This is a genomic window from Bradyrhizobium sp. in8p8 (assembly GCF_000426845.1).
In the GTDB taxonomy this organism is placed as follows: Bacteria; Pseudomonadota; Alphaproteobacteria; order Rhizobiales; family Xanthobacteraceae; genus Bradyrhizobium; species Bradyrhizobium japonicum_C.
The window spans coordinates 47,009-60,881 of the sequence record NZ_AUGD01000018.1 but is presented as its reverse complement, the minus strand read 5'-3'; the positions used below and the strand labels follow the sequence as shown (position 1 = coordinate 60,881).

Sequence of the window (13,873 nt, the reverse complement as noted above, 5' to 3'; positions counted from 1 at the left end):
GCATCCCGCGGAAACATCGGTCTAATGCTTCCATCACTCACCCGCGCCTATTCCAGCGCGCGGGAAACGACAAGAGCGAGGGAGCAACGCCGCGATGGACAAGGGCATTTTTGCGGGGCTGAAGGTTCTGGACTGCGCGAGCTTCATAGCAGCGCCGGCGGCCGCGACCGTGCTGTCGGATTTCGGTGCCGACGTCATCAAGATCGAGCCGCCCGGCGCCGGCGACCCCTACCGCAACCTGCCGAACCTGCCCGGCTATCCCACCGGCGAGCATAATTTCGCCTGGCTGCTGGAGGCCCGCAACAAGAAGAGCATCGCGCTCGATCTATCCAAGCCTGAAGCGCAGGCCGTGCTGTACAAGCTGGTGGAAGAGGCCGACGTCTTCATCACCAACATGCCGCCGCCCGTGCGCGCCAAGCTCGGCATCACCTATGACCACCTCGCCCATCTCAACGACCGGCTGATCTACGCCTCCTTCACCGGCTATGGCGAAAAGGGCGAGGAAGCCAACAAGCCCGGCTTCGACAGCAACGCCTATTGGGCGCGCTCCGGCCTGATGGACCTCGTCCGTGCCGACACCGACACGACGCCGGCGCGCTCGGTCGCCGGCATGGGCGACCACCCCTGCGCCATGGCGTTCTACGGCGCCATCGTCACCGCGCTCTATCAGCGCGAGAAGACCGGCAAGGGCTCGCATGTCGCCTCCAATCTGATGGCGAACGGGGTGTGGGCGGCGAGCGTGCTGGCGCAGGCAAAGCTGTGCGGCGCCAAGTTCGGCGAGCGGCGCCCGCGCGAACGCGCGCTGAACGCGGTCGCCAATCACTACCAGTGCAAGGACGGCCGCTGGCTGATCCTGTCGCTGCTGAACGAGGAGAAGCAGTTTCCGACGCTGGCCAAATGCCTGGGGCGCGAGGATCTGATCAATGATCCCCGTTTCGTCACCAAGGCCGACCGTCACGCCCGCTCGGTCGAGCTGATCAAGATCCTGGACGAAACCTTCGCTACGAAAGATCTCGCCGAATGGCGAAAAATCCTCGATGGTAGTGGCCTGGTGTTCGGGGTCGTCGCCATTCTGGACGACATCCCCAACGACAAGCAGATGCTCGACAACGAGGTGCTGGTGCCGTTCGAGAATGACACCATGCTCACCATCAACAGCCCGATCTGGATCGATGGCGCGAAGAAGGTGCAGCCGCGCAAGCCGCCCGCTGTCGGCGAGCACAGTGACGAGATCTTGCGCGCTGCGGGATACGACGAGGCGGCGATCAGGCAGCTTCGGTCGAACGGAGCGGTGGGATAGGCCGGCGCGCGGGCGTTACTTCCGCGCGATCAAGCCGCCCACCAGCTCCAACAGCTCCGCCTTCGCCTCACGGCGGAAGCCGGCCCTGGGCGTGGCGAGTTGACGAAACAGCAAGCCGATCAACGCCGAGACGAACAACTCGGCGTGAGGGCGTGGGTTTGGCGACTTCGCGGCCTTCAGCGCAAGCTCCGCACTCTGCCGCCACGTGTCAAACCACTCGGCGACCACGGGCCGATAGCAGGGTTGCCTCGCGGCAGCCAGGAAAGCCTCATAGCAGGCGATATGCGTCTCGGCTTCTGTGCCGAGTTCCCGGACATAGAAGTCGACCAGCGCATCGATCCAGGCCTCGACCTCGAATGCCTTATCCTGAAGGCCGAGGGCCAACGCACGCAGCCGGCCGACCTCGCGCGCCAGAGCGAACTGCAGCGCCGCCTCTACCAGCGCATCACGGGGTCCGAAATGATGCGTGACCGCACCGAGTGAAACCCCGGCTTCGGCCGCGACCGCCCGGTGGGTCACGCCGTCCAGCCCATGTCGCCCGATGATGCGCAGCGTCGCCTGCATCAGGGACCGCTCGCGCTCGCCCGACTCCGTCTTTGAATCCCTGCTCATCCGGTCCAGCATCCAGCTCTTGACCAACGACAGAACAAATGTTCTGTTATGCGGATCATATGTAATATCGTCGTCCAGGCCGCCGAAGGCAAGGAGCGTTCAATGCCCAGCTACCGCCTCCACTATTTCCCCGAGTCAGGCAACAGCTACAAGCTGGCGCTGATGCTGACGATGTGCGGCGAGACATTCGAGCCGCTGTGGACTGATTTTGCCGGCGGCGTCACGCGTAGTGCGGAATGGCGCAAAGCCGTGAACGAGATGGGCGAGATCCCGGTGCTCGAGGTCGACGGGGTGAAGATGACCCAGACCGCGCCTCTTCTGCTCAAGCTCGCCGAACAGTACGGGCGTTTCGGCGCCGAGACGGAGAACGAGAAGTTCGAGCTGCTGCGGTGGCTGTTCTGGGACAACCACAAGCTCACCGGCTACATGGCGACCTACCGCTTCATGCGCGCGTTCACCGAGAAGAACGACCCGCAGGTGCTGAAACATTTCCGCCGGCGGCTGGAGGATTTCCTCGGCATTCTCGACGGCCATCTCCAGCACAATGCTTTCGCGATCGGACCACGGCCGACAATCGCCGACATCTCGATGATGGCCTATCTGCACTATCCGAGCGACGAGCACGGCTTCGATTTCGCGGTGAGCCATCCGGCCATCCATGCCTGGCTCGGCCGCATGGCGGCGCTGTCCGGCTGGAAGCCGGCCTATGAGCTGCTGCCGGGAAAGCGGATGACGAATTACGCGAGGTGAAGTGCACCGCTAGCGCAATGCGAGCCAGCCCAGCGCAAACAAGATCCCGCATACGATGGCGGCCATCGCGATCGCCCAGATGCTGACGCGCGCGCTGCCGATGACCTGCTTGGCTTCCTCATTGCGCGCGATCTTGCGATTACGCTCCTTATTGGCCTCGCTGGTATTCATGGATCATCCAAATCGCTTGAGGTTTAGCGCGTCTTGATGAAGCACATGCCGATACGGCCGGAGGCCGAGGCAGCCTGACAGGTGAGACCTTTAGCACAGCTCCACGACGTAAAACTCTTGTCCGGCGCTCCCGGTCCCTGATTTTGGAGGGAACAATGCGCGCCCCAGCCGTCCTGATATTGGGTGCCGGCAAGCTCGCGGCTGCCGCGGGTCTGTGGCCTACTGGCGAATCCGCGTGAAAAATCAGGGCGTTTCCCTGCGGCAAAGGCGGCCAGGATGTCGCGCCGGCGGAGCTGGTCGCCGAAGAAATGCGGCGAGGCCGGGACGATCGTGGAATGCGACGGCTTGTCGGCGAGCCAGTCGACGCCCGGGAAATGGAAGCCGCCGATGCCGCGGGTCTGGTGGCAGCCGGCGCAGGTGACGTCATTGAGGCGGCGCTGGAAGCCTGCGACCGAGCGGACGTTCTGCATGTCGACGCCGCGTGCCGCCACCTGCTTCAGTGCGCTGACCACGTCATTGTCGGTAAAGACGGGATCGCCTTTAGCTTCCCGGTTTCCTTCCCCCTGCATCATTCCGAACTCCGGCTGCAACGCTGAGGCATCGAGGCCGGCGGGGGTCGGCACCACCGCGCCCTTGGCCAGGAACTTCTCCGGGATCATCACCGTGCCGCGATCGAATTCGCGCAGATGATCGGGCGCGAGCAGCCAATCCTTGAACTCACGCCGGAGCGCATCGTCGGCAAGAATGCGGTCGCGGTCGATCTGGTTCTCCAGCGTCGATTCCCAGAACGTCTTCGTGGCGCCGTCGTACTTGAACACCTTGAGCAGATAGTCGGAGCGGAAATCGTGCAGGGCCGATTTCGGCGCGACCGAGATCTGGATGTTGGTCTCGATGCGGTCGAGCATGGCGTCGTAAGGCGGGGCGCGACTGCCGATCAAGCCTTGCCAGTCGCCATTGTCGAGCCAGCGCCGCGCGAGCTCGGCGCAGGTGATTGGTTTGCCGCTCGCATCGGTCTGGCGCGGATCGCGTGCCTTCATCGCGAGGTTCAACGTCATCGGCAGGCGCGTTGTGGTCTTGCCGCCTTCCGGGCTGCTGTCGAAACGCGCCAGACGATAGATCAGCCGGATCTCGCCGCAGGACTCCTCCGAGACAAAAGCGCGGTCCATGCGATTGACGATGCCGGCCAGCACAAACCGCGTGTCGCGGGATTTCAGGCTGGCCCGATCGAACAGCTGGACGTCAAAGCCTTCGCCGGCACCGATGGTCTCGCCCGGATAAGTCGCCTTGTACCAGGCGATGTAGCGGTCAAATTCCGCATCGATCGCGGGCGGAATGTCTCTCAGCTGCGGCAGCGACGCGAACATCAGCTCGGTCGAGAGCGGGACGTCCGAATTCCGTTCCGGCGACAAGAGGCGCGAGATCGTCAACGTGTCGCCCTGATCCAGCTGACGCAGCAGAGCGGGGTCGGTGATCGCGGTGCCGCGCGTCAATTGCGGGGTCTCGGCCGCTGGAAGCGAAACGCCACCGCCCAGCAATGCGGCAGCAGCAACGAGAATTCGCAATATCCGGCTCATGCCTGAGCTAACACCGCCCGGAAACGCCTGATCAAGCAAAAAGGCGCTTCACACCCTGGTGAAGCGCCTTTCGAAAAGTCGTGTCTGGGCCGCTCAGCGACCGACGATCAGGCCCCTGCTGGTAACGACCACCCAGCGGCCGTCCTGACGGCGGATCGCATCGACGCGGCCGACGCCGGGGATGGGGTCGCCGGGATAGACCTCGTAGAGGCCGTCGCGACCTTCGATCAGCGCACCGCCATTGCCGGCGTTGCGCAGCCTCCAGCCTTCGATCGTCGGCAACCGGCCGACCTCGGTCTTGGGCGCGGCAGCTACCGGAGCCGGAGCAGCTGCGGCGGTCGCAACCTGGGTCGGCGCGATCGAGCCGGTGGTCTCCCTGGCGGGCGCGGCGGCCGCGGCCTGGGCAGGCGCGGCGCGGAGCTTGTCCAGGGTCTCCGACAATTTTGCGATCTTGGCCAGCGGCTCGGCCTGCGCCTTCTCGAGCTTGTCGAGGCGATCGTTGGTCCGGTTGAACTGGCTGAGGCCGGTCTTCGAGCCGTGCTCGACATTGGCCTTCAGTGCGGCGAGGTCGGCATCGATCCGCGCCACGGACGCATCCAACGCGCTTGTGTCGGCGACCTGCACCGGAGCCTGGGCCGGCGCGGCGAAACGCATCATGCCCGCGGTCGCGAGCGCACCGCTGATCGCGCCGACGCCGGCGGCAATAGCCACCACCGCGGCCATCGCCGACAGGCGGCGTTTGCTGCCGGTTTCGCGCGGCTCGTCCGCCTTCACATGCGGGGCGAACTCCTCGCGCTCCCAGCCGCGGTCGGAAGGCGACATGACGATGAGCTTGCCTAGCTTCGGCTCGGGCTTGGCTTCAGCCTTGGACTCGGTTCGGGCCTCCGCCTTTGCGTCGAACTTCGACACCTCGAGCCGAGGCGGCTCCACCTTCGGGGCTTCCGCCTTGACCGGATCCGGCTTCGGCGGCGCCTCGTGATCAGGGGCGATCGAGGGGGCGTCAATGCCGGGGGCAGCCGCGACGGCCTGCGGTGCTGCGGCGTCGACAACACCGGTTTCCCGGGCATCCTGCTCGGACAGTGGTTCGCTCACGGCTCAAATACTCCAGTCTCGGTTGACTTTTTGGTAACTTTCATTGCTTGCGAAATCCTTACCTCGGGACCCGCTAACCGAAATTTTAGGAAGTTATCCGGGGCCGAATTGAGCCGGGAAAATGGAACCGGTGTGGCGGGCGTGAAACAATTCGTAACCGGACGAAGATGAATGGCGACGAAATGGGCCGTCGCCCTTTCCATTCGCTACGCGCGCGCGTGACGGCGAGAGGACGCGTCAATCGCCCGCAGCTCCTGCATCGTCATTGCCGATGCGGCTTCATCCACATCACTGTCCGTCACATCACCACCGGCGCATCCGGCAGTTCGTTCGCATGCGGACCGTGCGGAGGGAAATGCCGCGCCAGCTCGCGCGACACCGCCTCGATGCCGGCGATCACGCCGCGCTCGAAACGGCCCGATCTGAACTCGGCCTCCATCGCGCGGCAGATGGTCTCCCAGCCTGCGGCGCCGACCTTCGAGTCGATGCCGCGATCGGCGACGATCTCGACGTCTCGATCGGCGAGCAGGAGATAGATCAGCACGCCGTTGTTGTGCGCGGTATCCCAGATGCGCAAGTGCGCGAACACGTCGAGCGCGCGCTCGCGCGCCGGCTGGTTGCGGAACAGTGGCCCGCCGTCGAGCGCGCCTTCGACCACGAAGCGGACCTGGCCGGAATGGGTGGCTTCGCCGCGCTTGATCGCCTGCTCGATGCGATCGAGCACGGCTGGCGGAAAGATCTGCTTGGCTCGCCAATGATGCTGCACGAGATGCCGGGCGATACGCTTGATGCTCATGACCGCTACCAGTTCCCCGAGGCGCCGCCGCCGCCGAAGCTGCCTCCGCCGCCGCTGAAGCCGCCGCTGCCCGACGATCCGCTGCTCCAGCCGCCCGAGGAGCCGCTCGACCACCCGCCGCCGCGCGAGCGGCCGGTGCCCGGCGGTATCGCCGAAAACAGATCCGCGACAAATCCGATGATGAAGCCGAGGACGCCCACGGCCATGGCGAGCGCGGCGGAGCCGAGAATCAGCCAGGTCACCGCCGCGATGATGCCCCCGGTCACCAACGATCCGAGCAGCCGTCCCAAGACCGCACGAAAGAATCCGCCGACGCCGATGGAGGCAAACAGCGCCGCGGCAAATACCGGCGCGAGGTCCTCCAGATTGTGGGCGAAGTTCGCGCTGCGCGAAGGAGACGGCAGCGGCTCGCCATCTATCACCCGCATCATGCGGTCGACGCCTGCGCCGATGCCCGCGGCGAAGTCGCCGCTCCTGAACTTGGGCGTGATATCTTCGTCGATGATGCGCCGTGAGGTCACGTCGGTCAGCGCGCCTTCGAGGCCATAGCCGACCTCGATGCGCAAGCGCCGGTCGTTCTTGGCGACCACAAGGATCGCGCCGTCGTCGACCTTCTTGCGCCCGATCTTCCAGGCCTCGGCCACGCGGATCGAGAACTGCTCGATCGTCTCCGGCTGGGTGGTCGGCACGATCAGCACGGCGATCTGGGTGCCCTTGCGATTCTCGAAATCTTGCAGCTTTTGCGACAGCGCGGCGATGTCGGCGCTGGAAAGCGTGCCGGTCTGATCGACGACGCGGCCGGTGAGTTGGGGGACGGCAACGTCGGCGGAGGCCGAGAAAGCGAGGCCGAGCGTGAGGAGCAGCACAAGGGCGAGCACGCACGAGGCGGCCACCGAATATGCCCGCCACACACCCGCTGTCATCGCCCGCGAAGGCAGCCGATGCAGTATTCCAGAGGCAGCAGTGCTTGAACGGAGAGGCTGCGGCGTACTGGCTTCCCTACTTTCGCGGGGAATGACGGCGAAGTGTGGGGCGCGCATGGGAGCCGAACGCGCTTACTTCGACGGCGCTGGTGCAGGGTTGAAGTCCACCTTCGGCGCGGTCGAGATTGCCTTCTCGTTCTCGACCGAAAAGTTCGGCTTCTCCTTGTAGCCGAACATCATTGCGGTGAGGTTGCTCGGGAACGAGCGGATGGTGACATTATAGTCCTGCACCGACTTGATGTAGCGGTTACGCGCCACAGTGATCCGGTTCTCGGTCCCCTCGAGCTGCGACATCAGGTCCTTGAACAAGGCATCCGACTTCAGCTGCGGATAGTTCTCGGTGACGACCAGCAGCCGCGACAGGGCGCTGGAGAGTTCGCCCTGGGCGGCCTGGAATTTCTGGAACGCGGCGGGATCGTTCAACACCTCGGGCGTCGCCTGGATGCTGCCGACCTTGGCCCGGGCATTGGTGACGCCGAGCAGCACGTCCTTCTCCTGCTGGGCAAAACCCTTCACCGAATTGACGAGGTTGGGCACGAGATCGGCGCGGCGCTGATATTGGTTCACGACCTCGGACCAGGCGGCCTTGATCTGCTCGTCCTCGCTCTGGATCGCATTGTAGCCGCAATTGGTCAGGCTCAGCGAGGCCAGCGCCGCCAGCACGGTCAGGATCTTGCGCATCAAATTTCTCCCGGTGGAATCTCTCGCAAACTATCAGATTGCGCGCGCAAGACGCCAGCTTGCCGATGTCATTCCAAAGCGAACTATGGTGCGCATTTGCGCACCTGAGAATCTCGAGATTTCGGGTCTGGTCCTCGGACCATCCGGGAATGGCTGCGCCGATGACCACACGCCAGCCGGCTGACGCAAGCCTCTTGCCTATCGCGGGCCGACATAGTCAACTCCGACAAAACAAAAGCGGAAACGCCAGGGGGAACGCAATGAGTTCGTTCGAGACCATCCTCGTGGAACGGCCGGACCCGGCGATCGCACGGATCGTGATGAACCGGCCCGAGGCGCGCAATGCGCAGAACCTGCAAATGACCTACGACCTCAACGCCGCCTTCGACGCGGCGGTGCAGGACGATGCGGTCAAGGTGATCATCCTCGCCGGAGCCGGTCCGCACTTTTCGTCGGGCCATGACCTGCGTGCGGGCGGCAAGAACGAAGCAGGCACCGATTTTCCGCCGGTAGGAAATTGGGGCGGCTTTGCCGAACCCAATGCGCACGGCCGCTTTGCGCGCGAGCAGGAGATATATCTCCAGATCACGCGACGCTGGCGCAACCTTGCCAAGCCGACCATTGCCGAGGTCCACGGCAAGTGCATCGCCGGCGGACTGATGCTGGCCTGGGCCTGCGACCTCATCGTCGCCAGCGACGATGCGCAGTTCTGCGATCCCGTCGTCACCATGGGCGTCTGCGGCGTCGAATGGTTCGTGCATCCCTGGGAACTCGGTCCGCGCAAGGCCAAGGAGTTCCTGTTCACGGCCGACAGCTGGAGCGCGCAGGAGGCTCACCAGCTCGGCATGGTCAATCAAGTCGTGCCGCGCGCCGAGCTGTCCTCGCGCGTGCTCGAGCTGGCGCGCCGGATCGCGACAAAACCGTCCTTCGCACTGAAGCTGACCAAGGAAGCCGTCAACCGCTCGGTCGACGTGATGGGCCAGCCCGCCGCGATCGATCAGGCCTTTGCTCTGCATCAGCTCTGCCACGCCCACAATCTCCAGGAATTCGGCATGATCGTCGATCCTTCCGGCCTGCATCCCTCCGTGCGCAAGCCGCCGGCGGCCGCGGAGTAGCGATATGGACCTCAATCTCAGCGACGAACAAAAGCTGCTGCGAGAAAGCGCGGAACGCTTCGTGGCCGAGAGCTACGATGCCGCTCACCGCCGCAAGATGGCGAACGACCCGCTCGGCTTCAGTCCTGCCGTCTGGAAGCAGTTCGCCGAGCTCGGCTGGCTGGCGCTGCCGTTGCCCGAAGAGTTTGGCGGGCTCGGCGGCGGCGCGGTCGATGTCGGCATCCTGATGGAAGCCTTCGGCCGCGGCCTGGTATCCGAGCCCTATGTCGCAACGGTCGTGCTGGGAGCCGCGCTGATCGACAGATGCGGCACCACGGAGCAGAAGCAGGCGAGCCTGCCCAAGGTTGCGGACGGGTCGCTGAAGCTCGCCCTTGCCCATTCCGAGCGCGCAGCCCGGTTCGATCTTGCCAAGGTCGCGACCAGTGCCAACAAGACGGCGCAGGGCTGGCGCCTCGCCGGCAGCAAGATCGCCGTGCTTGATGGCCACGCCGCCGACGAGATCATCGTCTCCGCACTGATGCACGACCATCACGGCCCTTCGGGGCGAATCGGCCTGTTCGCCGTCCCGGCAACGGCGCCGGGCCTTGCGATCTCCGACTATGCGCGCCTCGGCGGGGGGCGCGCCTGCAATATCGAGCTGTCTGACGTCAATCTGCCCCAGGACGCCTTGCTTGGAGACGGCAGCGACTCGCTGCCCGCGATCGAATGGGCGGTCGACCGCGCTATGGCCGCGCTCGGCGCGGAGGCCGTCGGCATCATGCAGACGTTGCTCGACACGACGCTCGAATACACCAAGATCCGCAAGCAGTTCGGCCGGACGCTGTCCGCCAACCAGGTGATCCGCCACCGTCTGGCCGACATGGCGATGCAGGTCGATGAATCCCGCTCGATGGCGCTGCGGGCTGCGTTGAAGGCCGACAGCCCGCCGGTCGAGCGCGCGCGGGCCGCCTCGGGGGCGAAGGCGAAGATCGGCAGATGCGCGCGCTTCGTCGGCGAACAGTCGATCCAGCTGCATGGCGGCATGGGCGTCACCGAGGAACTCGAGGTCGGCGCCTATTTCAAGCGGCTCGTCGCCTTCGACACGCTGTTCGGCGGCAGCGCGCATCATTATGGCCGCCACGCCGAGCTGAGCCGCCGGGCCGCCTCGGCCTGACAGGAGGAGCGCATCATGGATCTGTCGTTCAATGCCGAAGAGCGTGCCTTCCAGGACGAGGTGCGCAACTTCATTGCGAAGAACCTCACCGACGAGATGAAGCGCGCGACCGCGCTGACGCCGTCGGTGTTCTCCGATCCCGACGTCGGCATGGCCTGGCAGCGCGCGCTGCACAAGCAGGGCTGGGGCGCACCGGGCTGGCCGGTGGAACATGGCGGACCCGACTGGACGCCGGCGCAGCGCTGGATCTTCGAGACGGAATGTGCACGCGCGGGCGTACCCAACGTCAACGTGATGGGCGTGAAGATGGTCGGGCCCGTCATCATCGGCTTCGGCAGCCCTGAACAGAAGAACTTCTACCTGCCGCGGATTCTCTCCGGCGAGGACTATTGGTGCCAGGGCTATTCCGAGCCGGGCTCCGGCTCCGATCTCTCTTCGTTGAAGACGCGCGCGGTGCGCGATGGTGATGATTACATCATCAACGGCACCAAGATCTGGACCACGCACGCCCATCACGCCAACCGCATGTTCGCGCTGGTGCGCACCAGCGACGGGCCGCGGCAGCAGGATGGCATCAGCTTCATCCTGATCGACATGAAGACGCCGGGCATCACCACCCGCCCGATCCTGACCATCGGCGGCGACCACGAGGTCAATCAGGTGTTCTTCGACGACGTGCGCGTGCCGGTCGCCAACCGCGTCGGCGAGGAAGGCAAGGGGTGGACCTACGGCAAATATTTGCTCGAGTTCGAACGCGGCGCCGGCATCGCCTCGGCCAAGCTGCGCGAGGGGCTGAGGGCGATCGCGGATCTCGCCGAGTCGGACCTCACGGGCCGGGCCATCGATAGCCCCGATATCGCAACACGTATCTCCGAGGTCGAAGTCGATATCGACGCGCTGGAGATGACCGAGCTTAGGGTGCTTTCGGCGCTCCAGACCGGACAAAATCCGGGCGCGGTGTCGTCGATCCTGAAATTGCGCAACAGCGAGATCCGCCAGGCCGTGACGCGGCTGGGCGCCGACGTGATTGGCCATGACGCCCTCGCCGTCGAACCGATGCGCCCGCTCTACAAGCTCAATCACGAGCCGGCGACGCCTGAGGAGATGCTGACCGTGATGCCGGAATATCTCAACGGCCGCGCCTACACGATCTTCGGCGGCACGTCGGAGATCCAGCGCGACATCATTGCGAAGATGATGCTGGGGATTTAGCCGGGCTGGCGCTCCACCCTCCGCCGTCGTCCCGGATAAGCGGAGCGCCGATCCGGGACGACGGCGGAGATCGGAACGACGAGGAGAGTTAACCCGCCGCCTTTGCGTCCCGGATCGCCTGCCAGACCTTCTGCGGCGTCAGGGGCGTGTTGAGCTGGGTGATGCCGAGCTCGGCGAGCGCGTCCATCACACCGTTGGTGACGCAAGGCGGGCCGCCGATGGCGCCGGATTCGCCGCAGCCTTTGGCGCCGAGTGGATTGGTGCGGCATGGTGCGGAATCATCCAGCGTCACCACGATCGGCGGGATGTCGTCGGCGCGCGGGATACAGTAATCCTGGTAGCTCGCGGTGAGGAGCTGGCCGTCGGCATCGTAAGACACGCCCTCATACAGGGCCTGGCCGATGCCCTGCGCCACGCCGCCGTGGATCTGGCCGGTGACCAGCATCGGATTCACGGCGACGCCGACATCGTCGACGGTGGTGTAGCGAACGACGCGGGAGACACCGGTCTCGGGATCGATCTCGACCTCGCAGATGTGCGTGCCGTTCGGCCAGCTCGGACCGTCGACCTCGCCTTCGGAATCGACACTGAGCTTTGCGCCGCTTTCCTTCTCGGCGAGATCGAACAGGCTGATGCGGCGGTCGGTGCCGACCACGGTGAGCATGCCGCCCTGATATTCGATGTCCTCGACCGAGGTCTCGAGCACGTTCGCCGCCTTCTCGCGCGCCTTCTGGACCAAGTCGTTCGAGGAGACCGCGACGGCCGTGCCGCCGACGAACAGCGAACGCGAGCCGACGCTGCCGAAGCCCATGGCCAAATCGGTGTCGCCCTGGACGACGTCGATCTTATCCATGGGGATGCCGAGTGTATCGGAGATCATCTGGGTGTAGGTGGTCTGCAGGCCCTGCCCCATTGCCATGGTGCCGGAATGCAGCACGACGCGCCCTTGCGAGGTCGCGTGCAGGCTGACCTTCTCGGTGTGCGCGCGGCCGCCGGTCCACTCGATATAGGAAGTCAGGCCGCGACCGTAGAGCAGGCCCTTCTTTTTCGCCGCCTTCTTGCGCGCGGCAAAGCCGTCCCAGTCGGCGAGCTTCACGGCGCGGTCGAGCATGTGGGCGAAGGCGCCGGAATCGTAGACCTGGCCGGCGGCATTGGTGTAGGGCAGCTGTGCCGGCTTGATGTAATTGGCCTTGCGGATCGCACGCGGGTCCATGCCGATCTTTCGCGCGGCAGCGTCGAACAGGCGCTCCACGATGAACACCGCCTCGGGGCGGCCGGCGCCGCGATAGGCACCGACCGGCGCGGTATGGGTCATCACCGACTTGACCTCGAAATGCACCAGCGGCAGATCGTAGACGCCGGTCTGCACGAAGGGCCCGAGCACGAGCGGGATGATGTTGGCCGCTCCGGAAGAATAGGCGCCGGTGCATCCGATCGACTTGACGCGATAGGCCAGCACCTTGCCTTTTTCATCCAGCGCGAAGGACGCGGTCGAGGTGAGATCGCGGCCGTGGGTGCCGCCGACGAACTCGTCGGTGCGGTCGCCGCGCCAGCGGATCTTCTTGTTCAGCTTGGTCGCGGCATAGGCGACGATGCCGTCCTCGGGATAAAGGTTGGTCTTCTGGCCGAAGCCGCCGCCGATGTCTCCGACGAGCACGCGTACGCTGTCCTTCGGGCGTTTGAGCACGGCTTCCGCCAGCACGTCCCGGGTCGAGGCCGGCGTCTGGGACTGCACGTGCAGGAGGAGGCGTCCGGTCTTCTTGTCGATCTCTGCGATCGTCGAGCGCGGCTCCATCGCGGAGGGAACGAGGCGCTGGCTGACGATGTCGAGCTCGACCGTGTGCGCCGCCTTGGCGAAGGCCTCGTCGACCTTGGCGGCATCGCCATAGCTCATGGCGCCGACGATGTTGTCGGGCGCCTCCGGCCACACCACGGGCGCGCCGGGCTTGACCGCTTCGACGGGATCGACCACCGCGGGCTGCACGTCGTACTCGACCACGATCGCCTCGGCCGCGCTCTGCGCCTCCACGCGCGACGACGCCACCACGGCGGCCACAGCCTCGCCAGCATAGCGCACGACCTCATGGGCGAGCAGCCGGCGCGGCGGCACCGTCATCGGCTTGCCGTCCGGGCGCTTGAAGATGTTCAGCGTCGGGATGGTACCGATGTCGTCCTTGACCAGGTCGGCCCCGGTGTAGATTGCGGTGACGCCGGGCATCGATGCCGCGGCGCTGGTGTCGATCGAGACGATCTTCGCGTGGGCGTGCGGCGAGCGCAGCACGTGCAACCACAGCGCGCCGTCCTCCGGCTTGTCGTCGATGAATTGCCCCTTCCCGGTGAGCAGCCGCTGATCTTCCAAACGCTTGACGGGCTGCCCCGCCCCGAAACGCAAATTGCCGGGAAGAATGTTCATTCCGTTCTGTCCTCGAAATCC

At 65.2% G+C, this 13,873-nt stretch carries 13 protein-coding genes; 5 read left to right on the top strand and 8 right to left on the bottom strand.

The annotated features are described in order from the left end of the window. The first annotated feature begins 94 nt into the window (after positions 1-94). On the top strand, positions 95-1,300 hold the full coding sequence (locus K408_RS0130820; protein WP_024342228.1) for a CaiB/BaiF CoA transferase family protein: 1,206 nt from the start codon (positions 95-97) through the stop codon (positions 1,298-1,300). A 15-nt stretch (positions 1,301-1,315) separates the two neighbouring features. Here K408_RS0130820 and K408_RS0130815 read toward each other — a convergent pair whose 3' ends face one another. Continuing rightward, a complete protein-coding gene (locus tag K408_RS0130815; RefSeq protein WP_028146077.1) occupies positions 1,316-1,912 on the bottom strand; it encodes a TetR/AcrR family transcriptional regulator in 597 nt (198 codons plus the stop codon). A 102-nt stretch (positions 1,913-2,014) separates the two neighbouring features. Here K408_RS0130815 and K408_RS0130810 point away from each other — a divergent pair, with 102 nt between their 5' ends. Next, entirely contained in the window at positions 2,015-2,662 is a 648-nt protein-coding gene (locus K408_RS0130810; protein WP_024342226.1) for a glutathione S-transferase family protein, read from the top strand. 9 nt (positions 2,663-2,671) lie between these two features. Here the strand turns inward: K408_RS0130810 and K408_RS42965 are convergent, their stop codons facing one another. The 6 genes from K408_RS42965 to K408_RS0130780 all read right to left on the bottom strand — a co-directional run bounded on the left by K408_RS42965 (position 2,672) and on the right by K408_RS0130780 (position 7,959). Continuing rightward, positions 2,672-2,833 (bottom strand): hypothetical protein, encoded by a 162-nt coding sequence (locus tag K408_RS42965; protein ID WP_196232428.1) that lies wholly within the window; start codon positions 2,831-2,833, stop codon positions 2,672-2,674. 23 nt (positions 2,834-2,856) lie between these two features. After that, a complete protein-coding gene (locus K408_RS0130800; RefSeq protein WP_024342225.1) occupies positions 2,857-4,407 on the bottom strand; it encodes a hypothetical protein in 1,551 nt (516 codons plus the stop codon). Positions 4,408-4,500: 93 nt separating this feature from the next. Further along, the gene (locus tag K408_RS0130795) at positions 4,501-5,487 is read right to left on the bottom strand and encodes a hypothetical protein (protein ID WP_024342224.1); all 987 of its coding nucleotides are present in this window, start codon (positions 5,485-5,487) and stop codon (positions 4,501-4,503) included. Positions 5,488-5,797: 310 nt separating this feature from the next. Beyond that, a complete protein-coding gene (locus tag K408_RS0130790) occupies positions 5,798-6,295 on the bottom strand; it encodes a TPM domain-containing protein (protein WP_024342223.1) in 498 nt (165 codons plus the stop codon). 5 nt (positions 6,296-6,300) lie between these two features. Continuing rightward, complete coding sequence (locus K408_RS0130785; RefSeq protein ID WP_024342222.1) at positions 6,301-7,218, bottom strand: TPM domain-containing protein; 918 nt, start codon at positions 7,216-7,218, stop codon at positions 6,301-6,303. A gap of 132 nt (positions 7,219-7,350) precedes the next feature. Next, the gene (locus K408_RS0130780) at positions 7,351-7,959 is read right to left on the bottom strand and encodes a LemA family protein (protein WP_024342221.1); all 609 of its coding nucleotides are present in this window, start codon (positions 7,957-7,959) and stop codon (positions 7,351-7,353) included. 260 nt (positions 7,960-8,219) lie between these two features. Between K408_RS0130780 and K408_RS0130775 the strand changes: the two genes are divergently transcribed. Genes K408_RS0130775 through K408_RS0130765 form a run of 3 tightly spaced genes read left to right on the top strand, consistent with a single transcriptional unit; the run spans position 8,220 to position 11,439 of the window. Further along, the gene (locus tag K408_RS0130775) at positions 8,220-9,074 is read left to right on the top strand and encodes an enoyl-CoA hydratase (RefSeq protein ID WP_024342220.1); all 855 of its coding nucleotides are present in this window, start codon (positions 8,220-8,222) and stop codon (positions 9,072-9,074) included. Between the two features lie 4 nt (positions 9,075-9,078). Further along, positions 9,079-10,227 (top strand): acyl-CoA dehydrogenase family protein, encoded by a 1,149-nt coding sequence (locus K408_RS0130770; RefSeq protein ID WP_024342219.1) that lies wholly within the window; start codon positions 9,079-9,081, stop codon positions 10,225-10,227. Between the two features lie 15 nt (positions 10,228-10,242). Beyond that, positions 10,243-11,439 (top strand): acyl-CoA dehydrogenase family protein, encoded by a 1,197-nt coding sequence (locus K408_RS0130765; protein ID WP_024342218.1) that lies wholly within the window; start codon positions 10,243-10,245, stop codon positions 11,437-11,439. Positions 11,440-11,527: 88 nt separating this feature from the next. Here the strand turns inward: K408_RS0130765 and K408_RS0130760 are convergent, their stop codons facing one another. After that, positions 11,528-13,852, bottom strand: a complete 2,325-nt coding sequence (locus K408_RS0130760; RefSeq protein WP_024342217.1) for a xanthine dehydrogenase family protein molybdopterin-binding subunit — start codon at positions 13,850-13,852, stop codon at positions 11,528-11,530. Positions 13,853-13,873: the final 21 nt, after the last annotated feature.